Origin of the sequence: Pelagicoccus sp. SDUM812002 (assembly GCF_031127835.1) — a bacterium.
Lineage (GTDB): Bacteria > Verrucomicrobiota > Verrucomicrobiia > Opitutales > Opitutaceae > Pelagicoccus.
In genome coordinates, this window is sequence record NZ_JARXHX010000003.1 from 416,111 (window position 1) to 436,971 (window position 20,861).

Consider the following 20,861-nt stretch of genomic DNA (forward strand, 5'->3'; position numbering starts at 1 on the left):
TTGACTCCGAGGAAGCTGAAATAACAACCGCTTCTTGGAAAGCCTGCCTCTACTTCCCGCGCGAGATGGTAAGGGTGTCGGCAGCAAACCTGCTCCCCCGCAACGCGTCACCTGATTCGCGTTCCATTTTTTTATCGCTCCATTGGAAGCGATTCTATGCTCTCTGACGCATCCGTAGCCCAAATGTCGACCACTGCTAAAGCCCCTTTCCATGTGATGACCAAGCCGATTGGTCCGATCTGCAACCTGGATTGCAAATACTGCTTCTACTTGGAAAAGGAGGCCCTCTATACGGACGGTAAATGGCGTATGGCTCCGGACGTTCTGGAAAACTACATCCGCCAATACATCGAGGCTCAGCCCACTCCGCACGTCAGCTTCGCCTGGCAAGGCGGCGAACCTACCCTACTCGGCGTCGAATTCTTCCGCAAAGTTGTCCAGCTGCAAAAGCAGTACGCCAACGGCAAGACCATCGAAAACGCCTTCCAGACTAACGCAACCTTGCTCGACGGTGAATGGGCGCAATTTCTTAAAGAAAACGACTTTCTCGTTGGAGTCTCCATCGACGGTCCGAAGGAAATCCACGACGCCAACCGGGTCGACAAGAAGGGCAACTCAACCTTCGACGACGTTATGCGTGGAATCGAGTTCCTGCAGAAGGGCGGCGTACGCTTCAATACCCTCACCTGCCTCAACCGTGTCACCTCCAAAAAACCGCTGGAAATCTACCGATTCCTCAAAGAAATCGGCAGCGAATTTCAGCAGTTCATCCCTATCGTCGAACGCCGCCCCGGGCAGCAAGCCAAGAAATGGGGGCTCGACCTCGCCGCTCCGGAGGAGGGCGCCAACCACGAAGAGAAGCTCCCTGTATTTGGGTGGAGTGTTCTGCCCGAAGACTTTGGCGACTTCTACATCAGGATATTTGATAAGTGGATACGCAAGGACGTCGGCACTACCTTTATACAAATGTTCGAAACCGCCCTCAGCAAATGGCTCGGAACTCCAGGCGGAATTTGCGTGCACGCCGAAACCTGCGGGGACGCCCTAGCAGTCGAGCACAACGGCGATCTCTACTCCTGCGACCATTTCGTGTATCCACAATACAAGCTCGGCAACCTCAAGGACACTCCATTGGTCGACCTCGTAAGCCTGCCAAAGCAACGGCAATTCGGACTCAACAAACGGGATACACTTCCGCAGTATTGCCTGGACTGTGAGGTCCGTTTTGCCTGCAACGGCGGCTGCCCAAAGGACCGCTTTTTGCACACGCCTAGCGGAGATCCCGGCCTTCACTACCTTTGCAAAGGCTACCGCAAATTCTTCAACCACATCGACGTCCCGATGAGAGCGATGGCCCACCTCAACCGCAATCGCCGCCCCGCTAGCGAAGTCATGGAGCTTGCTATCTCGAAGAAGCTCCCCGGCTACAAGCCGATGAAGTGAAGGTACCTTTTCAAAAAGCGCCCAACATGACAGAGAGTAAAACCCGACTTCCTAAGAACATCGAACTCGTCCCCGACGGCGAGGCCCTAGTGATTCGACGCACATGGCGTTCCGGACCTTCCTACTTCCTCATAGCATTCTCGTTGTTTTGGGATCTGTTTATCGTGGTGTGGTTTACTGCCGCTATTCGGGAAGAGGAGTGGGGTACCCTGGCTTTCGGTATGATTCACCTCTTGTTTGGGCTAGGTATTTCGTATCTCACCCTCGCCTACTTCCTGAACAAGACCGACATCCGCATCGATACGAATAACTTGACCATCTCTCACGCTCCAATCCCTTGGTCGGGTACATACGTTCAAGCCAATTCCGAAATCGACCAACTCCACAGCAAAGAGCGAGTCCACCAGCGCAACAACATGAAGACCTACTACTACGACCTCGTCAGTCGCGACAAGTCCGGCACCGACAAAAAGCTGCTCATCGGTCTCACCGACAAAAACCAAGCGCTGTACCTCGAGAAGGAAATCGAAAAGACGCTCGGTATCAAAAACCGAACCATCGAAGGCCAGATCTGAACGGAGAAGGAAAACCGCCGCGAGCGGTGGCGAGGTCGCTAGATCTTCAAGCCGTAACCGTTTAGCGACTACACTTTCAAAATTTATTGAACTGCCGTTCCCAGCAAATCGCCAACTCTGGCGTAAACCTCGAGTTGTTTGGAACCGTACTCTACAAGGTCATCGGCAAGCTTTACCCTACCATGCTCGAAGATTGTGATCACACAAGATCCGCCGAAAGCGAAGTACCCGAGTTCGCCACCTTTTTCGACGGTTTCGCCTTCCTTCGCAGTCATAAAAATAGACCCCACGCAAGTCGCCCCGATCGCTACGAAACATACCTTCCCGAGGTCCGGCGTTTCGATGACCGTTAGTATCCGCTTGTTTTCCCAAAGGTAGCCCATGGATTGGCGAAGCGCGATTGGGCTGACGCTAAAAAGAGGCCCGTTAATCAAACGCTGCTCCACGATCCGTCCAGCTACTGGTGAATGGTAGCGATGGTAGTCGACGGGACAAAGCCGAGAAATCACCGCAGCGCCTCGTGGGTAGTTATCAGATAACGACACGCTTCCCAGTAACGCCTTGAGATCAAAAAACTGTCCTTTGGCGAAGAGGCCATCCACCTCGCCTAGGTTCGGAACGCCTAAATGGCGGGCATCCGCCGGCAGAGCGATTTCATTCGTGCCCCGCACTAGAGGTCGAGCAGAATCCTTGAGCTTTCGGTAAAAGAAGTCGTTGAAGCTTGAATACGATTCAGTCGCCTCAAGGAACTCATTTTCGTCTAGACGGTAATGCTCGATAAAGGGGCGTATTCGTTCTGCACTGACATCTTTATTCATACGCCAGCCGTACCAATGCGAAAAGATCACCCGTTTTGCTAAGACCCAGAGTCCGATCTTCCCCATTGTCGTCTCGTAGGTCCAGCGAAGGAAGCCCTCGCCGTAAACGACTTCGGTTTCTTCCTGCCCACTGTAGCGGTTATAAAATCTAATGTCTGACATGCTTAGTGCTTCAATTCCTCTCTGTAGCGTCGGCGCTGGCGCCGTACCGTATTTCCATGGATTGCGAGGCGCGGCACGAGCTCCAAGCCTACCATTCTAAAACTCCGCATGGCCCGGTACACGAGGATAGGGAATCACGTCACGAATGTTACCCACCCCAGTCACGAACATGAGAAGGCGCTCAAAACCGAGACCGAAGCCAGCATGCGGTACGCTGCCATAACGGCGCAGGTCCACGTACCACCAGTAGTCCTCCTCGGAGATTCCGTGCTGCTTCATATTCTCGAGCAGAAGCTCGAGACGCTCCTCGCGTTGGCTACCGCCCACAATTTCGCCGATCCCGGGAACGAGGACATCCATAGCCGCAACCGTCTTTCCGTCGTCGTTCGCCCGCATGTAGAAAGGCTTCAAGTTCTTCGGGTAGTCGTAGACTGTAACCGGGCTCTTGAAATGTTCCTCCGTCAAGTAGCGTTCGTGTTCCGACTGTAGGTTCACACCCCAATCTACACGATTGTCGAACGTCTTGCCTGACGCCAAAAGGATATCAACCGCCTCAGTGTAAGTGACACGCTGGAAGGGACGCGAAAGCACGAACTCGAGCCGTTGCTCGAGCTCTTTATCCACGAAGTTGAAGAACAATGACAAGTCCTCCTCGCAGGTCTCCATGACCTCAGAGATGACGGACTTCACAAACTCTTCCGCGAGGTCCATATCACCGGCAAGGTCGCAAAACGCCATCTCCGGCTCTACCATCCAAAACTCGCTAGCGTGGCGGCTGGTATGGGAATTCTCAGCACGGAAAGTAGGTCCAAAAGTGTAGATATTTCCGAGGGCCGTGGCATAGGTTTCTCCCTCAAGCTGCCCGCTCACGGTTAAATACGCGGCACGGCCGAAAAAGTCTTCCTTGTAGGCGACCTCCCCCTCCTCGCTCAGCGGCGGATTCTTGGGATCGAGCGTCGAAACTCGAAACAGCTCGCCCGCGCCTTCGCAGTCGCTGGCCGTCACGATAGGAGTATGTACGTAGAAAAACTGGCGGTCGTTAAAGAAACGATGTATGGCAAATGCCAGTTTGCTCCGGATTCTGAATACAGCTCCGAAAAGATTGGTACGTGGTCGCAGGTGGGCGATTTCGCGAAGATATTCGTTCGAGTGACGCTTCTTTTGCAGGGGAAAACTCTCGTCTGCACCGCCTACTAACTCGACCGATTTGGCCTGGATCTCCCACATTTGGCCTTTTCCTTGGGATGCGACGAGACGACCCTTCACGGAGACGGATGCACCAGTGGTGATCCCTTTGGAATCGGCATAACCCTCCGCGTCCTCACTAACCACAACCTGCATGGACTTGAGGCAGGAGCCGTCGTTCACTTCGAGGAAGAAAAAAGTTTTAGAATCGCGGCGGGTCCGGACCCAACCTTGCAGGAGAATCTCCTCCTGCTCTCCCTCGCTCTTCATCAAATCGGCAATCAACAGTCGCTTCATAAGGCTCAAAAACAATCAAAGAAAGCCGAGGATGCAAGACCCGTAGCGTACGCGAAGCTCAGCGCTTTCACTTGACCCGCCGCATCAGGAAGTAAGCCAAGGCAATCATGATCACCATCGGCGACCAAGCGGCGAACTCGGGCGAAAGCGATCCTTCTCGACCAAGCGCATTGAGGACGCTGGTCAAAATGTAGAAAACGAAGAACAAGCCAATCGACTTGGAAACACCCACCGCCGGGTTGGTACGAACCCCGGAAATGGCGAAAGGGATAGCGATTCCTGCCACGATCAAGCAACTCGCCGCGCTCGCCATGAGCGCGTGCAGTCGGGCCTCGTAGGCAAGCACCGAAGGATTGTCTTCCTTGCTAAAGTTGTCGGTAATCCGCTTCAGCTGGAGAAAGGACAAGTCCTTGGGACGCTTGCCAAAAAGCAGCATTAGCGATGGGTCGTCGTCCAGGTCCTTGGCCTCGAGACGTTCGAAAGGCGGCCATTGCTCGCGGCCCGTATCCAAATCGACTAGACGCTCGCGGCCGTCGAAGAGCGACCAGTAGCCCTCTTCTTCGTTGTACCACCCGTAACGTGCCATTACGCGGCGCACTTCTCGACGTTGCTCGTCCATGATGGAGACGGAGATTCCGTACGCTTCCTTCTTGTACTCGCTGTAGCGGTTTATAAACCACATGCGATTTTCATTTCGATTGTCGAAAGCGAGTCCCTCGACAATGCCGACTTCATCGGTATTCAAGCTTTTTGCTTCACTATCCAAGCGAATCGTCTTGATGAGCTGGTCGGATTGCTCGACCGACCAAGGTATGAGGCTGGAGTTGAGGTACCAGAGCCCCGCCGAGATTAGCAAGCTCGCCAGCCATATCGAACGCGTCACGCGAAAGACGCTCATGCCCGCCGCTCGCAGCGCGATAAACTCGTTCGAGCGGTGCAGCTGTCCTAGCGCGTACAAAATGGATACGAGCACGGTGGCTGGCAGCGTAATGGTCAGGAAACTCGGAGCGATGACTGCGTAGTACTTGAGGATTTGGATGGAGCTCGCCTCGTAGCCGATCAGATCCGTGAAGCTGTCCTGGATCTCAAAGAGGATCAGCAGCCCAAACATCGAGCCCAAAACGAGCACGAAGGCTTTGAGCCATTCTGAGAAAACGTATCTGTCGGCGACGCTATACATGCGGATTGACCAGAGACACTGCGAGCGACGCCCGCGAAGTCCAGCGGCTTTTGACAGCGGGTTTTGACTGGCGTTTCACAAGCCCTTCAATACAACCCATTTGCAATGACGTCCCAAGCACCGAAAGAGTCGTGGAACTCCCGGCTCGGTATCATCCTCGCCGTTGCCGGAAGTGCCGTAGGCCTTGGCAATTTCCTTCGATTCCCTGGATTGGCCGCTCAATATGGGGGCGGCGCTTTCATGATCGCCTATCTCGTGGCGCTTTGCCTTATCGGCCTCCCTATTTGCTGGGCTGAGTGGGCCATTGGCCGCGCCGGCGGCCAGCGTGGGTTCAATAGCTGCCCTGGCATTCTCGGAATCATCACGGGCAAGAGAAAGTTCCGCTATCTCGGCGTCATTGGAGTCATCATACCGGTCGTCATCTACATGTACTATGTCTACATCGAGGCGTGGTGTCTTGGATACGCCCTGAATTTCGCCTCTGGCAACATGAAGTTCGACACCGTCGACAAGGCCACGAATTTTTGGATGACCTTTATCGGTATCGCAGAGGACGGAGCAGCCGTCGGATTCGGTTGGCAGCAAGTCGGCGGTTTTCTGCTTTTCGTTTTCGCCCTGAATTTCTTTCTGATCTATCGCGGCATCTCGAAGGGCATCGAGCTCTTTTGTCGCTACGCCATGCCGACGTTGCTTGTGCTCGCGGTCATCATCCTCATCCGCGTGCTAACCCTTGGCACTCCGGACTACACACACCCTGGACGAAGCGTGTCCAACGGCCTCGGATACATGTGGAACCCCACAAAGATGGTCCTCTTCGAAAAAACCGCCGAACCTAGCGCTGGAAAGGAGACGTGGACCGCCCTGCCTGACGGAGAAGTCGTCGGTAAGACCATGATCGCTGCCGCGAAAGCCAAAGCCGCCGACGATCCCAATCTCGAGCTCCGCTCTCTCAATATGTTCAACCAGTTGAGCAACCCTCAGCTCTGGCTCGCCGCCGCTGGCCAGATATTCTTTTCCCTCTCCGTAGGGTTCGGCGTCATCATCACCTACTCGAGCTACCTGAAGAAGAACGACGACGTCGTGCTCTCGGGACTGGCTGCCACCAGTACCAACGAGCTCTGCGAGGTCGGCCTCGGCGGCCTCATCACCCTTCCAGCTGGCGTCGCATTTCTCGGTGTTGCGGGGGTCGCAGGTATGGGCACATTCGACCTCGGCTTTCGTGTCCTGCCAATGATCTTTTCCGAGATGTGGGGTGGGCAGTTCTTCGGCTTCGCCTTTTTCTTCCTCCTCTTCCTCGCCGCAGTGACCAGCTCTCTATCCATGCTTCAGCCGGGTATCGCCTTTCTTGAGGAAGCCATGAAGATCAACCGCAAGCAGTCCGTCGCTATCCTCGGATTCGTCACGGCGATGGGGTGCGCCTTCGTGGTTTACTTCAGTAAGGACGTCAAAGCCCTAGACACTATCGACTTCTGGATTAACAACCTCTTCATGGTAACCTTGGCACTGGTCGAAATCATTATTTTCGGCTGGATAATCGGTACCGACGAAGGCTTCAAGCTCGCCCACAGAGGCGCCGCCATCCGCATCCCGAACTTCTTCAAGTTCGTCATGAAGTACGTCAGCCCGGCTTTCCTCATTATAATCTTCGGCTCCTGGTTCTACAGCCAGGTTCTTGGATTCAGCTTCACCGATGAAGGAAGAAACTACAGCTCCTACATCGTGGACCTCTTCATCGAGCCAAACAAAACAGCATGGTACAGTGTGGGGCTCATAACTCTCACGGCGGGCTTCCTCCTCTTGCTCACAGCGGGCGGAGCCTTTTCAAAGCAATCCAAACCAAAAAAGGAGGAACAGTGACATGACAATCGGCGGCCTCATCATAATGGTCCTATCCATCGGTTCTGTAGTTACGCTCTTCAGCTGGTGCATCTGGAAAGTCCTCACCACTGAAGGCGAGGAAGAGAAAGTACACGGTTTCGATATTGATACGCCTGACAAGTAGTAGCGGAAGACGCGGCGTTTCTGCCAAATTCCCAATTTCAGCCCGCTTCTCCGGAGGCGGGCTTTTTGCGCGATGACGCTCCTTCTCCAGTTGAGGGTTCCTACTTAGATCATGCTTAAGTTTTTTTAACCAAAAAAGCCTCGAGACCTCTCAAGGGACAAGCCGGCCAGACCGATAACTGACGGTAAAAGCCCTCATCAAGCTCTCTTCCTGTATAAAGTACCAACCAGTAGTGGACCAAAGCAACGAAACGACCGATCGCACATGTCACAGCAAAGCACCCTAACGAAGGCTAGCACCAAGACCGATATCCTCCTCGAGGTCGGGACCAACGAAGTAGAAGTCTTCGAGTTTAACCTAGCTGGCCAACACTACGGCGTTAACGTCGCCAAGGTAAACCAGATCGTCCAGCGAGAGCAGCTAAAGATCACCCGCGCAGACTGCCCGCCAAACGGCGTGCTCGGCAGCATCACTTTCCGAGGTCAGCCCATCATGGTGATCGACCTCCGCGCGATCCTCGGCATCTACGACGAAGAGCCAGATCCAAGCCGCGCCCTTATGCTGGTGACGCAGTTCAACGATCAGATCGTCGCATTCGCCATAGATGGAGCCGAACGCATCCACCGCGTATCGTGGAAGAGCTTCGAACCCATCAGTTCCAATTTCGCACAAGAAAATCCGTACGTGAACGGCATCATCCGGCTTGAAGATCGCCTGATCCTCATTCTCGACCTCGAGTATATCCTCACTTTGATCAACCCGCGCCTCGGCATGTCGATCAATCACAGCCAAATCGCTAAGATCGAGCAGGAATTCAAGCCGCGCGACCACATCAAGATCCTGTTCGCGGAAGACTCTGCAATGATCCGCAAGATGGTACACAATCAGTTGATGGACGTCGGGTTCACCAATGTCGACCTAGCGACCACCGGTAAAGATGCGCTGGATAAAGTCGCAGCCGCCCACGCGGAATCGCAGGAGAGCGGAAAACCGTTCTCGGACTATTACGATCTCATTCTCACTGACATCGAAATGCCAGTCATGGATGGACTCACTTTCTGCAAAAACGTGAAGCACGAGTTCAAGCTCGATACTCCCGTCATCGTCTTCTCTTCACTCATCAACGATCAAATGATCGCTAAGTGCAAAGCCGTGGGAGCGAATGGTTGGGGCACCAAGCCGAAGGTCAATCTGATCGTGGATATCATCGACCGCCTCATCGTGCAGGGCGAAGATAGCATCGGCGACTTGCTTCAATAGTCCGTTAGCGATTGCTTCAAAAATAATTGCAAAAACGCCTGCCGCCTTCATTGGAAAGCGACGGGCGTATTTGTATTCCCAGCACAGGAGCCGTACTTCCCATGCTGAGCTTACGACTAAAACAAAACCTATCAGTAAGGTGCAAAACCACCTAAGCTGAGACGGAGCTCAATCTCATCGGCAACCTTGTCCTCCGAATCTCCCGGATTCACTCCGAAATCAGAGCGCTTAACCGAGAACTCCGAGCGAATGACGAGGATGTCACCTGGAGTGCGCTGACGATCCGCTAGCTTCCCCTCGAGATAGGACAATGAAACAGGAACCTTGATCTCCTTGCTCACGCCCTTGATCGTCATCACTCCGTGAGCCATGCCTTCGACCTTGGTACCATCTTGCGAGACATCGCTCAGCCCCTTCATTTCAAAATTGATTGTCGGATGCTTGTCAGCAGCCAGCCACTTTCCACCCATCATGTGCTCAACCATCGTAGGGTTCGCCACCGAGAGAGAATCCACAGCGACCACGACATTCCCCACGGTTTCCTCTGGTTTGGCGGGGTCGAAGGAAACCGAGCCAGTGATTCCCGTCGCGGTCCCGTTGATGGACTCAAGCGGAGCATCGAGCAAAAAGACGATATTGTTGACCCCTTTGGGATCTTCGAGATCGAACTCGATCGCATTGACGATCGGAGCGAAGCCAAAGGCAGCAGTGGCAACGAAACTAAGGATGGATTTCTTCATATTTATATCTTGGTGTTGAAAAAGTGGTTACACCTGAGCGGACGACTTCTTGCGGTCGATGAATGCACTGATGCTTGTCAGGGCAGCAAAAGCGCAAAAGCCCAAAGCGAGCGTCTCGACGCCGGGAAGGAACGCTTTCACCTCCTCGGTGTAGCTCAGCTCCATGATCGGATCGAACTTTTCCACCCGGTAGAAGGTCTTGTAAAAGCCGACCTGCGCTCCTCCGTACATCCAAAGCGAAAAACAGAGCACCATGGCTCCAATACCTGTTAGTCTAAGTGCAAGTGCCTTCATCCGAGCTAAAAGCGAAACAATCCGCTTCGCCCACCTAACGAGGCCCTCATCCAACTGCATGCGCGGCCCGCGCAAGAAATATGCAAGATTCAGAATATCGACCTCGGAGGCATTCCAGAGTCCTTACCTTATACCGGAACTGAAACAAATTACTGCTTGAAGCCTGCTCTCGGTAGATTAGCCAATTATCCCCTTAAATTTACTAAGCACTTAGCAAATCTAATCATGAGCGCACAAAACACTGAAAAGCACGAATTCAAAGCTGAGATCAAGCAACTGCTGGATATCGTTATCCACAGCCTCTACACCGAAAAGGAGATCTTCGTCCGCGAACTCATTTCCAACGCGTCCGACGCCTTGGAGAAGCTACGCCATCTGAAGATCACTGAAAAGGAGGTGCACCAGGACGAGCTCGACCTTGAAATCAACATCAAGACCGACGAGGAGGCCAACACCATCACCATCCAGGATTATGGTATCGGCCTGACCCGCGACGAGCTCGTGGAAAACCTCGGCACCATCGCGCACTCCGGCTCCAAACAGTTCCTCGAAGCCCTCAAAGAAGGCGGCGAGAAGAACGCCGACCTCATCGGCCAATTCGGCGTAGGTTTCTACTCAGCATTCATGGTCGCCAATAAGGTCGAAGTCTTCACCCACTCTTGGAAAAAAGACGAGCCCGGCCACCTTTGGTCATCCGACGGAGTCGGAGCATACGAAATCGAAGAGTCCGACGATACACAGCGGGGCGCCCGCATTGTCATACATCTGAACGACGACTCCAAGGACTACGCAAAGGCCGATACGATCAAGGACATCATTAAGCGCTACTCCAGCTTCGTTCAGTTCCCCATCAAGCTCAACGACGAGAAGATCAACACCGTCAACGCTCTCTGGCTCCGCTCCAAGTCCGAAATCACCGACGAAGAATACACCGAGTTCTACAAGTTCCAGGCCAACGCCTTCGACGAACCACACTACCGCCTGCACTTCTCCGCAGACGCCCCGCTCGACATCAAGGCCCTCATCTTCACCCCGAAGACGAATCCGGAGCGCATCGGCTTCCCGCGCATCGACCCTGGCGTCGCCCTGCACTGCCGCAAGGTCCTCATCGACTCCAAGCCGACCGAGCTCCTCCCGGAATGGCTGCGCTTCCTCAAGGGCGTCATCGACTCCGCCGACCTCCCGCTCAACATCTCGCGCGAAACGATGCAGGACAACGGCCTGACCCAGAAGCTCAGCCGCGTCATCACCAAGCGCTACCTCAAGTTCCTCAAGGAAGAAGCCAAAAAGCGTCCCGAGCAGTACGCGGAATTCTTCAAGAACTTCGGCGTCTACATAAAGGAAGGTGTCGCCACCGACTTCACCTACCGCGACGACCTCGCCAAGCTCCTCTACTTCGAGTCCTCCGTCACCGAAAAGGGCAAGACTACCAGCCTCGCTGACTACGTCTCCCGCATGAAGGACGAGCAAAAGACCATCTACTACATCCTCGGTCAAAACCGCGAGTCCATCGAATCCGGCCCCTACCTCGAAGGCTTCAAGGCCCGCGGCATCGAAGTTCTCTTTCTCTACGAGCCCATCGACGAATACGTCATGTCCAACCTCGGCACCTTCGAGGAAAAGGAGCTCACCTCCGCGGACCAAGGCGACATCAAGCTCGACGACGCGCCCAAGCCCGAAGGCGAAGCTCTCTCAGACGACGACGCCAAGGCCCTCTGCGAGTGGCTCAAGACCGCCATCGGCGACCGCGTCAAGGAAGTCAAAGTCTCCGAGCGCCTCGTCAGCAGCCCAGTCATGGCCCTCTCGCCCGACGCCATGTCCACGCAGATGCGCCGCATGATGAAGCAGATGGGCCAAGACAATCCCATGCCCATGGAAGTGCTCTTCGAGATCAACCCGCGCCACGAGCTGATCAAAAACCTGAATACGCAGCGAGCATCCAACGAAGGCCTCGCCAAGCTCATCGCCCAGCAGTCCTTCGACAACGCCCTCGTAGCCGCCGGTCTCATGGAAGACCCCAAGGACATGGTCGCCCGCATGTACCAGATCCTCGAGCAAGCCGCCACCAAGTAGGCAGGAGCGAGCTTGCTCGCGAACACACAACCCAATCTCCCCCAGCCCGGATCGCTCCCGCGATCCGGGCTTTTTCGTGCCTGATTCATCATGTCCCCGAAAAATAAATAATTTTTGCGGCGACAGTGTGCGATTCAATGGCTCGTCGGGTATTATAGGGTGCAAGAGCTCTCAAAACCTCTACTCTAGCACCACTCTCCCTTAAAATAAGAGTCCTATTCAGCCATGCCTCTCCAAGAAGAATCCGATTTCGAACTGCTCGGTCGCTTTTATTCCAAATGTGATGAAGCCGCTTTCACTCTCCTCGTCGAGCGGCACCTAAAGATCGTCTTCGCGGTCGCTCAAAACTGCCTCGGCGGCGATGCACAACTGGCGGAAGACGTCTGCCAGATCGTTTTTGCCCAACTCGCCCGCAAAGCCAAAAGCCTGCACCACGATAACGTGAAAGCCTGGCTCTTCAAGACCAGCCGTTTCACCGCAGCCAAAATAGTCCGCTCGCGGACTCGCCAATCAGCAAAAGAACGACGCTACGAACAAATGAGCGAAAAAACCGTCTCCGACGAAAGCGAGGAGCTGAAGGCGTTCATCGACGAATCCATCGAGCAACTCCCGCAGTCCGATCAGGAAGCCATCCTTCTCCGCTACTTCGAATCGATGGACTACAACACCATCGGAACACGTCTTGGCATGCAGCCAAACGCCGCTCGCATGAAAGTCTCCCGAGCCTTGGACAAGCTCCAAACCCGCTTCAAAGGAAGAGGTATCGCCACCACTGCGACTGCATTGAGCGCCGCCTTAACCGGATACGCCAGTTGCTCCCTGCCCGCCCATCTGGCAACAAGCGTCGCAACGGTAAGCCTCGCGAACATCGGAAGCCTAGCGTCCGTTGGACTCGTATCCGCTCTCAAACTACCCCTCGTTGCGACCGCGGCGACTATCGTAGCCGGACTCGCGCTGGAACAACAAACAACCCCAGAGACTGCGGATCCAGTCGCCCAAGACACCCAGCTACTTATCGTTCACGAGGAAACGGAAGTTCCCCAGCCCACTGAGACCACTAGAACCTTAGACAAAATCGATATCGCCTATGCTGCCTTGGATCAAGACGCCACCGTGCTGGCTCAACGGTTGAAGGAGGTGGAATCCCAGATACAAAAGCTGCACCACCGCAGACCGCAGGGAGGAAAAGTATACAGTATCAAAGAATTGGATATGAAACCACGAGCAACGGCAATGATGATGCCGGACTATCCAGTTGCCCATGCAGTGACCCAAGAATCCGGTTCGGCCGTCGTCGAGTTCATTCTCGGAGTAGACGGAAAGACCAGCGACCTCCGAGTGCTTAAAGCGTCGCACCCTGATTTCGCCGAAAGCGCCTTAAAAGCCGTAGCAAAAAGCGAATTCACGCCTGGCCGAATCGGTTCAACCGCCGTCCAGACCCACGTCCGAATCCCCATACACTTCACCCCTTCCGCCGCCGAAGGACAACCTAAAACAAAAAACTGGTTCTAGATGGTTTCGCCTCGTATCGCCTCGGCCTTTTGGCTCATCCCTCTTGCAGTCGCTGTCGGTTTCGCTGCGCGAATCGTCGATTCTTCGAACTCACGTCCTGCCAACACAAGCATTCCACAATCGCCAGACCAACAGGTTAAAAAAGAAGCGATTCCCGAAAAAGACCCAAGCGAAGCCGCTGCGCTCAACTCATTACAGGCAGAAATCAACGCTCTCGAGGAGCGTGTGAAAAAACGAGAGCACGTCCTTGCCCAACGAAAAAAGGAACAACAACCTTTCACCGACGCCTCCTCCCTCAACCACAAGGGACTCGATCCCGAGCAATGGAGTAATAAGGGTTACGCCACCCCGTACGAAAGCGTGGAAACTCTCATATTCTCCGCCGCCAGTGGCGACCTTCAGACAATGAAGGACTCGCTCGTCTTTTCGCCCGAAAGCGAATCCCTCGCGAAGCGACTATTCGAAAAACTACCCAACTCCGTTCGCCAAGAACAAGGCAACCTCGAAACCGTGATGGCCATGATGACCATCGACCAAGTTCCCTTGGCTCACGCCCAAATAACCGCTTACAAAGAGATCACCGACGAAGCCAAAGAAGTCTTCATGCTCTTCTCCTCGAATCTCGATTCTCCGTATTCCGTAAAACTCGATCTTATCCAGTTTCCCGATACAACCTGGAAAGTATTGGTCCCCCCGCAGGCAATTAGCGAATACGCTGAGAAGCTCGGAGTTAACCTTGAAAACACGAACTTCGAATAAATTCCTGTCTCTCAAAGTGGAGTCGCGACATTCTCAGTCCTGAGAACTCGTCCTCACCACTTGAATACCGCGGCTACGCTCTTACCCCCAGGAATCTCACTTTCCGGCATTACTATCGCATCGCCATCCTTGAGAAGCGTTTCCAGATAAATGCGGTCTAAGGCTTCGAACGCGTCTTCGTCGTCCGAACTCGCGGACTTAGGCCTCTCATCCTTGCCTATGCGGCACCAAATGTCGTCATCGCAAGCGAGTACAGCAGCGGATATGCGACCCTGTTTGGCTGCCTCGTAAACCTCTCTGACATTATTGGAGAAAATTCCTTCGCGAGAGCGCATCTCTTCAATTGTCTCAAGCACTTGCGCTTTACGGCGCTGTTGTTCTTCCCAGGCAATCTCGCTGCAAACTTTCGAAATTTGGCGAGGACTCGGATGTGCCTCCACGTTGCTTACTCGAACAACTTCCCCGCCTGAGTGGCTATATGTATCCAAAAACTCTGCCACGACCCGCTTATCACCAATTACTACAAGAGGAAGTTCTTTTGATTCAGGAAAATCGTTTAGCGCATGGGCAATCTCTCTCATAAAGATCGTTTCGTTCAGCTCTCTAGGGGACTTAGCGGCGTTCATCCCCTGATTCACCATGTGAGGAGCACCCCCCTCATTCGAACTGCGAACGTGAGCTTTCTGCCCATTGTCGAGAGCACCATTTTCCGAAAAGCTCCTGACGCTGCTCGGCAGCTCTACATCCTTCAGAGGGCGAGCACTCTCGCCATCAAAACGAAAAAGGCGAGGAGCTTTCAAGCTAACGTCTAAAGCCAACCATTCGCTTAGCGCCGCAATCGCATCTGCGGCAGGTCGGATACTGAAATAATCTTCGATCGTCGCTTTTTCGACCGGCGGGTAAGGCAATTTCAAAAAACGAGTTACCTGTTCCGAAATATGGATACATACACCTTGGTATTCCCCTCCCCACATCTCTCGGTCGTGGACCAACGATTCAAGCTTGGCAAGGATGGTTCGAATCGCAGGGGCTGCGCCCGACTCTTTTGAAATGTGAACCGATTCACGACGCAATCGATCCCTGTGGATTTGAGAGTTTTTTCCGCCACCATCACATTCCAGAGAAACCGTCAGGCAAGGTCCGCTCTGTTCGTTCATTTCGTTCAAATATTCACGCCCTTTGCTCCGTAATTGCTTTTTCATCACTAAAAATTTCCTCTCTTTCGATGGTTATTAGTAGCCGGCTTGGAATGGGTTTCGCTAGATGCAATTCTCATAGTTCCACATCCTCCTCACTACTAATCGAGTCAACATTGCAAACTGCGAGGCGGCGCGTATTCGCTTATTGCAGAGTGCAATTTTCAAACGTCTTTACGCACTAGAAAGCAACATACTATCCGATACCCTTGGTGCTCGATTCCGCTTTAAAGTCGTACTCTTTTTCGAAGTCACGGACAGGGGGATCCTCAGGGCCACCCTCGGGGAAAAAATGCTCCCGCCCTTCCTCCAATCGTTCTTCAAATTTGAGAGGACTCGTCGCGTTGTCTGGATCCAGTTTCAAATTGTAAGGCGGTGGTGGCGACTCTCCGTTTTCGCTGACCTCTACACCTCCTTCAGTTTCGTTCGCTATTTTCTTAATCATTTCGCTGCCCCGACTTGCATAGCCTGCGCCAATCCACCACCCACGTGCCCGACATACCTCTTGGTCGCCCTCAACTAAACTCTTGGAGAAGCACTGTTACGAACCTCTCTTACGGCATAATCACAACCGTATCCAGCACCTCAACCCTCGCAGAGACCTACGCCGCGCTAGACGCGCCACGTGCCGAGACCGCCATTCTCTACCTCAAAGCCCAACAGTACACCGAAGCTCAACCGACGTCTCGCGCAGGCCCAAAGCGACGCCCTCCATCTTCGCGATGCATTATACAATCTTAAGATTGTTCGCAAGTCCACCAAGGGTGAGGAGGATTGGCCCCTTTTCAGCGATGCCTTGGCCTACGCGGCTATGCTGACCGCTATTCTCGGACGCATCGAAGAAGCCAACAAACTGCTCCGAGAGGCACTCGCACTCGCAATCAAAAAAGATATGCCAGAGCAAATAACGAATGCTTATCGGCACCAAGCAAACGTCAACGAATACGCTTCCAAATACGAAGCCTACCGCGACTCAGAACCTGCCGCTCTCTCGATCAAAAGGGTGGTACTCAAGCTTGCCTCACCTGCGTTTCGTAAACGTTTTCGGACTAGGCCAATACGAGGAAAGCCTTTCCGCCATCCACGAAGCTGTAGAGAACTTGCAGGTTGAAGGGGAACTTCTAGTGCATTAAACAATGTATCCAATCTTTGCAGACAAGCCATCACGACATCCACCCTCAACTCGACGAAGCCCTTCGTTTCAATCGTATTCACGGCAGTCGCGTATTCGAATTCTACGACCTCTGGGCGATGGGAGCTAACGCAGTCCACACCGAACAGTCAGAGCGAGCCCCAAGACTCGTTCGCCCGCCTCATTCGATTTTGGAAAGAGACAGACGACCACAAAGACGTCGCCCTGGTCTTCTCTGTGCAGCTGCCTACCATTCATCGGAAAACCGACCCAATGACCTCGCGCTTTGTATCGATATTTTCAACTCGATCTCTCGCCGCAACGAATCGCCAGAACCGAGATTCGGACTTCTCGCTGCGAATGCCGAAGACGCTTGGCTCCACGGCAAGATAGGTCTCGCAATCGCTCCTTTCAAGAAAGCAAGTGAAGGCTACCGCAGCATGCTGCCTTCCTTTCGAGCATGCGTGGACACCCTGGCGACTCGCGTTCGTTCAATCTCAGGCAGGTAATGGAAGCGAAGCGTTGCTCTCTAGGAAAGTGGCAGAAGAAATCGCAAAGAAACACTCGCTCCGCACTCTCGTGCAAAATATCGCCCGCGACCGCCGCGAATTCCAGGGCACCAGCAACGACACCCCCCGCTTTAACCGCTCGCCAGATTGAAGTCGCTCGGCTAATCGCTGCCGGCTGTTCGAATAAGGAAGCTGCAGACCAACTCGCAATTAGCCCTCGCTCAAGACGGACTCGGAGTCGGTGCGGCATGGGGAGAGGGATTGACCGTCCTGTTCGTAAAGGACGCTGGTTTTCAAACAGTCGATCGACACGCCCTCGATCATGATATACAAAACTACTACTACTATATCGCTCGCTAAATAAACAAAGACGCGGCAACCATAACGGATGCCGCGTCGATAATAATTTGATCCAGATCCGACTTAGTCGAAGATCTTCTTCGCCTTTTCAAAGAAGCCTTTTGGTTCGTCGCCATCTTCTGCGTCACCACAAGCTAGGGCAAACTCTTCGAGTTTCTCGCGTTGCTCGGAGGTCAACGACTTGGGCACCTCGATTTTGACGCGTACCATTTGGTCGCCGTAGAAACCGCCACGCAGGCTCGGCATCCCCTTACCCTTCAGGCGGAACGTAGTGCCAGACTGGGTACCGGGTGGTATTTTGAGGCTTGCTTTGCCGCTAAGCGTCGGGACCTCGATAGTACCACCGAGGGTAGCCAACGTGAACTTTATGGGGATCTCACAATAGAGATTCTCCTCTTGGCGTTCAAAGATCTCGTGGTCGCGAACGTGCAAGACGATGTAGAGATCACCAGTCGGACCCCCGTGCGAGCCAGCTTCCCCGTTGCCCGCGGAGCGGAGCTTCGAACCGGTGTCGACGCCAGGCGGTACCTTGACCTTGATCTTAGTCGTCTCGTTTACGCGTCCTTCGCCCGCGCAGCTACCGCATGGTTTCTCAACTTTCTGGCCGCTGCCATTACAGGTCGGACACGTTTGCCGAACCGAAAAGAAGCCCTTGGATGCTGTCACTTGTCCATGGCCAGCACAGGTCGGACAGGTCTTCACGCCGCTGCCCGGTTCCGCACCTGAGCCAGAGCACTTGCTGCAGGTGGTGGGCTTGCGGAAGGATATTTCCTTTTCCACCCCCTTGGCCGCCTCTTCCAAATCGATTTCGAGGTCGTAGCGTAGATCGGAGCCACGGGATGCGCCGCCGCGTCCGCGTCCTCCGCCAGCTCCGCCGCCACCGAAAAACTCTTCAAAGATGCTGCCACCGCCACCGCCGCCGCCGAACACCTCGCTGAAGATGTCGAAAGGATCGTGGAAAGGACCTCCTGAGGACGCTCCGCCTCCCCCACCGCCCATGCCGCCGCTAAAGGCTGCATGGCCATAGCGATCGTACGCTGCCCGCTTCTGTTCGTCCTTGAGTACCTCGTATGCTTCGGAGACTTTCTTAAAGTTCTCCTCAGCCTCGTGATTTCCTGGGTTCTTGTCCGGGTGGTACTTGACCGCCATCTTGCGGTAAGCCTTCTTGAGCTCGTCTTGGGTCGCTTGCTTGCTGGCGCCTAAGAGTTCGTAGTAGTCTTCTTTCACAGTGTTGCTTATCCTCCTGGTACCCTTGTTAACGGAGCGATTACTGGTCTTCCTGCGCAGGTCCGCCACTCACCACGACAGAAGCCGGGCGGATCAGGCGTCCGTTTAACGTGAAGCCCTTGCGCATGAGCGAAAGGACCTTGCCCTCCTCGATCTCGTCGCTGGGCTGCGTCTGGAAGGCTTCCGCTTTGTTCGGATCGAAATCGTCGCCGGGTGCCGGAGCAACCTCTGCGATCCCGTTGTCCGCAAGCAAGGACTTGAATTGCATCATCACCATCTGGATACCTTGCACCACGACCTTCGGATCCGTCGTTTGCTCAGCCGACATGAGACCGAGTCCGAGATTGTCGTAAACCGGCAGGAAGTCTTCCAGCAGGCCGGAAATCGCGAACTGCTTGAGTTCGTCCTTCTCGCGCATGACGCGTCGACGGTAGGTATCGAGGTCGGCAACCGACCTCAGGTAATTGTTGTAGTTCTCAGCAGCTTCAGCCTTCGCGGCTTCGAGTTGCTCCTCAAGCGTCAACTCCTTCGGCTCTTCAGCGACTTCCGTCGCCTCCTCAACCACCTCTTCAGGGGCAGTATCAGTTGCCTCCGCAGAAGCCTCTGCATTTTCAGCATTAGCCTCCTCGGTCTGCGCGTCTACGTTTTCTTCTACTTCTGGTGTATCCTTAGCGTTTTCCATAGCCAAACTGTGATTCTCTAGATCAGTTCCTCCGGGAATCAAAGAGATTTTCGACAAGGTCGAGCCCCTTTTTAGAAGAAAGGTTCCGAACAAGGGAGGTTTTAGCTCGATTACGTCTTGGATAAACGGGGTTTGCGAACCGTCGGGCGGTTATTATCGACCGGTTTCATGCCGAGCGGTTTCGGCTCGCTCGAGTCCACAAATGGCTGCTCTTTGCCCCGCCAGTCCTTTTCCACCTCGGACCTCAATTCATGGAGCTTAGCATCGCACATCCCATGAGATACAGCATAACCAAGCTGCTTGCTGAGGAATTCCCGGAATGAAACCCAACGCCCGTCGACCTTGACCTGATGCGTCCAGGCACAAACCACCACCATATCGCGCATAGCGTTCGACTTGCTAAGATAATGTAGGGTGATCCAAACGCTAAACGCTCCGACCAACCCGACCAAACAGGCAGAGACATAGGCGGACTTGAGCGAAATCGAAGTATTCTCAGCTCCGATGCTCGCTAGAAAATCGTAACGTTGGTTCGCAAAAATAAAGGTAATGATGAGCAGGAACGAGAGTACCTGACCAAGCACCACGGCAATTTGGGTTCGGTTGAGTGAGCGGATTCTTGGCATGAGATCGAAGCAGCCCGATCGCCGGGCAAGGTGCTTACAGAAAATTCGACTCCCTCGCTCGCACCTGACTCGGGACTCCTCAATGCAGTAGATTACCACATCAAATTGAGTTACCAAACACCGAGTAGTCCCTATCGTACAGTGAGGAGTGCACCTCTTTTTCCCTTAAGGGATCTTCGATTATCTCAACTTAGCGGATCGGAAGTGAACCGACACCCTTCGCCAAGTCGAATAAAGGTCCGAAGATATCACGCGAGTTCTCTAGACCAGCCCGTTCGGATGGCAAAGAGACTCTCATCTCCCGACGCGTTGGCATAAACGCGCTCTGATCGATAAACACGACCTCATCAATCAAAAGCCGCACATTTTCCGCGTAAAAAGGCAGCGGAGTGCCGGTGACGGGATCGGAGAAGAGCCGGCTGGCAAAGGCGTCCAAATTAAGTCTTCCATTCTCGTTCACCACGAGGGTCGCCCGAGTGATGTGCATTTCCAATTCGTTGATCCAAATCTCGCCACGCATCAAGGAGGGCAAGCTTGCACTCCCAGATATGCTCTTGATCTCTAGCATCGCGTCCCCCCCCCCGTAGGTTCCGGGATTTCCGACAACCAAATTCTTCCCATTAAGAGTAAGGCCGCCTAACGGATTAACCGCCATCGAATCCGCCGACGCGGGGAAACCGGTGCGAGTTTCTATTTCTAGCTGAACAGCTCCCGGCATCAGCAACATCCAACCAAGCACTCCACCCGCGCTCAGCACCGTCAGCATAGCCAAGGCGGATTTCATGATCCCCCCTCGCTTAATGGGCATCGGACAATTTCGAATTCTCAT

23 protein-coding genes are annotated in these 20,861 nt (G+C 53.9%); 12 read left to right on the forward strand and 11 right to left on the reverse strand.

All coding sequences use genetic code 11. The features are described from left to right. Positions 1-156: 156 nt before the first annotated feature. Positions 157-1,443, forward strand: a complete 1,287-nt coding sequence (locus QEH53_RS07345; protein ID WP_309022506.1) for an anaerobic sulfatase maturase — start codon at positions 157-159, stop codon at positions 1,441-1,443. Positions 1,444-1,469: 26 nt separating this feature from the next. After that, positions 1,470-2,018, forward strand: coding sequence for a hypothetical protein (locus QEH53_RS07350; RefSeq protein WP_309022507.1), 549 nt, complete (start codon positions 1,470-1,472; stop codon positions 2,016-2,018). 83 nt (positions 2,019-2,101) lie between these two features. Here QEH53_RS07350 and asd read toward each other — a convergent pair whose 3' ends face one another. The 3 genes from asd to QEH53_RS07365 all read right to left on the reverse strand — a co-directional run bounded on the left by asd (position 2,102) and on the right by QEH53_RS07365 (position 5,660). Beyond that, entirely contained in the window at positions 2,102-2,998 is an 897-nt protein-coding gene (gene asd, locus QEH53_RS07355) for an archaetidylserine decarboxylase (RefSeq protein ID WP_309022508.1), read from the reverse strand. 96 nt (positions 2,999-3,094) lie between these two features. Next, positions 3,095-4,480 (reverse strand): asparagine--tRNA ligase, encoded by a 1,386-nt coding sequence (gene asnS, locus QEH53_RS07360; protein WP_309022509.1) that lies wholly within the window; start codon positions 4,478-4,480, stop codon positions 3,095-3,097. A 67-nt stretch (positions 4,481-4,547) separates the two neighbouring features. Continuing rightward, positions 4,548-5,660 (reverse strand): LptF/LptG family permease, encoded by a 1,113-nt coding sequence (locus tag QEH53_RS07365; RefSeq protein WP_309022510.1) that lies wholly within the window; start codon positions 5,658-5,660, stop codon positions 4,548-4,550. Between the two features lie 105 nt (positions 5,661-5,765). Between QEH53_RS07365 and QEH53_RS07370 the strand changes: the two genes are divergently transcribed. The 3 genes from QEH53_RS07370 (at position 5,766) to QEH53_RS07380 (ending at position 8,922) form a co-directional block, all read left to right on the forward strand. Beyond that, positions 5,766-7,517, forward strand: coding sequence for a sodium:calcium symporter (locus QEH53_RS07370; protein WP_309022511.1), 1,752 nt, complete (start codon positions 5,766-5,768; stop codon positions 7,515-7,517). A gap of 1 nt (position 7,518) precedes the next feature. After that, positions 7,519-7,662: a hypothetical protein gene (locus QEH53_RS07375; RefSeq protein ID WP_309022512.1), complete on the forward strand. Its 144-nt coding sequence runs from the start codon at positions 7,519-7,521 to the stop codon at positions 7,660-7,662. Between the two features lie 264 nt (positions 7,663-7,926). Continuing rightward, positions 7,927-8,922, forward strand: coding sequence for a chemotaxis protein (locus tag QEH53_RS07380; RefSeq protein ID WP_309022513.1), 996 nt, complete (start codon positions 7,927-7,929; stop codon positions 8,920-8,922). A 131-nt stretch (positions 8,923-9,053) separates the two neighbouring features. Here QEH53_RS07380 and QEH53_RS07385 read toward each other — a convergent pair whose 3' ends face one another. Beyond that, positions 9,054-9,662: a YceI family protein gene (locus tag QEH53_RS07385; protein WP_309022514.1), complete on the reverse strand. Its 609-nt coding sequence runs from the start codon at positions 9,660-9,662 to the stop codon at positions 9,054-9,056. Between the two features lie 27 nt (positions 9,663-9,689). Further along, a complete protein-coding gene (locus QEH53_RS07390; protein WP_309022516.1) occupies positions 9,690-9,956 on the reverse strand; it encodes a hypothetical protein in 267 nt (88 codons plus the stop codon). Between the two features lie 225 nt (positions 9,957-10,181). Between QEH53_RS07390 and htpG the strand changes: the two genes are divergently transcribed. The 3 genes from htpG (at position 10,182) to QEH53_RS07405 (ending at position 14,300) form a co-directional block, all read left to right on the forward strand. Next, positions 10,182-12,029: a molecular chaperone HtpG gene (gene htpG / locus QEH53_RS07395; RefSeq protein WP_309022517.1), complete on the forward strand. Its 1,848-nt coding sequence runs from the start codon at positions 10,182-10,184 to the stop codon at positions 12,027-12,029. A 225-nt stretch (positions 12,030-12,254) separates the two neighbouring features. Next, the gene (locus tag QEH53_RS07400) at positions 12,255-13,541 is read left to right on the forward strand and encodes a TonB family protein (RefSeq protein ID WP_309022518.1); all 1,287 of its coding nucleotides are present in this window, start codon (positions 12,255-12,257) and stop codon (positions 13,539-13,541) included. Continuing rightward, a complete protein-coding gene (locus QEH53_RS07405; RefSeq protein WP_309022519.1) occupies positions 13,542-14,300 on the forward strand; it encodes a hypothetical protein in 759 nt (252 codons plus the stop codon). A 53-nt stretch (positions 14,301-14,353) separates the two neighbouring features. Here the strand turns inward: QEH53_RS07405 and QEH53_RS07410 are convergent, their stop codons facing one another. Further along, positions 14,354-15,502 carry a hypothetical protein gene (locus QEH53_RS07410; protein ID WP_309022520.1) on the reverse strand — a complete coding sequence of 383 codons (1,149 nt, stop codon included), beginning with the start codon at positions 15,500-15,502 and terminating at the stop codon, positions 14,354-14,356. A gap of 190 nt (positions 15,503-15,692) precedes the next feature. After that, complete coding sequence (locus QEH53_RS07415; protein WP_309022521.1) at positions 15,693-15,941, reverse strand: hypothetical protein; 249 nt, start codon at positions 15,939-15,941, stop codon at positions 15,693-15,695. Between the two features lie 180 nt (positions 15,942-16,121). Here QEH53_RS07415 and QEH53_RS07420 point away from each other — a divergent pair, with 180 nt between their 5' ends. Genes QEH53_RS07420 through QEH53_RS24155 form a run of 4 tightly spaced genes read left to right on the forward strand, consistent with a single transcriptional unit; the run spans position 16,122 to position 17,463 of the window. After that, positions 16,122-16,607 (forward strand): hypothetical protein, encoded by a 486-nt coding sequence (locus tag QEH53_RS07420; RefSeq protein WP_309022522.1) that lies wholly within the window; start codon positions 16,122-16,124, stop codon positions 16,605-16,607. Positions 16,608-16,645: 38 nt separating this feature from the next. Continuing rightward, entirely contained in the window at positions 16,646-17,137 is a 492-nt protein-coding gene (locus QEH53_RS07425; RefSeq protein ID WP_309022523.1) for a hypothetical protein, read from the forward strand. A 28-nt stretch (positions 17,138-17,165) separates the two neighbouring features. Further along, a complete protein-coding gene (locus QEH53_RS07430) occupies positions 17,166-17,288 on the forward strand; it encodes a hypothetical protein (protein ID WP_309022524.1) in 123 nt (40 codons plus the stop codon). Between the two features lie 13 nt (positions 17,289-17,301). After that, the gene (locus tag QEH53_RS24155; protein ID WP_345785710.1) at positions 17,302-17,463 is read left to right on the forward strand and encodes a hypothetical protein; all 162 of its coding nucleotides are present in this window, start codon (positions 17,302-17,304) and stop codon (positions 17,461-17,463) included. Between the two features lie 97 nt (positions 17,464-17,560). Here the strand turns inward: QEH53_RS24155 and dnaJ are convergent, their stop codons facing one another. From dnaJ to QEH53_RS07450, 4 genes are all read right to left on the reverse strand, one after another. Further along, a complete protein-coding gene (gene dnaJ, locus QEH53_RS07435) occupies positions 17,561-18,724 on the reverse strand; it encodes a molecular chaperone DnaJ (RefSeq protein WP_309022525.1) in 1,164 nt (387 codons plus the stop codon). A 40-nt stretch (positions 18,725-18,764) separates the two neighbouring features. Next, the gene (locus tag QEH53_RS07440; RefSeq protein ID WP_309022526.1) at positions 18,765-19,406 is read right to left on the reverse strand and encodes a nucleotide exchange factor GrpE; all 642 of its coding nucleotides are present in this window, start codon (positions 19,404-19,406) and stop codon (positions 18,765-18,767) included. A gap of 110 nt (positions 19,407-19,516) precedes the next feature. Then, entirely contained in the window at positions 19,517-20,032 is a 516-nt protein-coding gene (locus tag QEH53_RS07445) for a hypothetical protein (protein WP_309022527.1), read from the reverse strand. Between the two features lie 190 nt (positions 20,033-20,222). Further along, positions 20,223-20,840, reverse strand: a complete 618-nt coding sequence (locus QEH53_RS07450; protein WP_309022528.1) for a hypothetical protein — start codon at positions 20,838-20,840, stop codon at positions 20,223-20,225. Positions 20,841-20,861 lie beyond the last annotated feature (21 nt).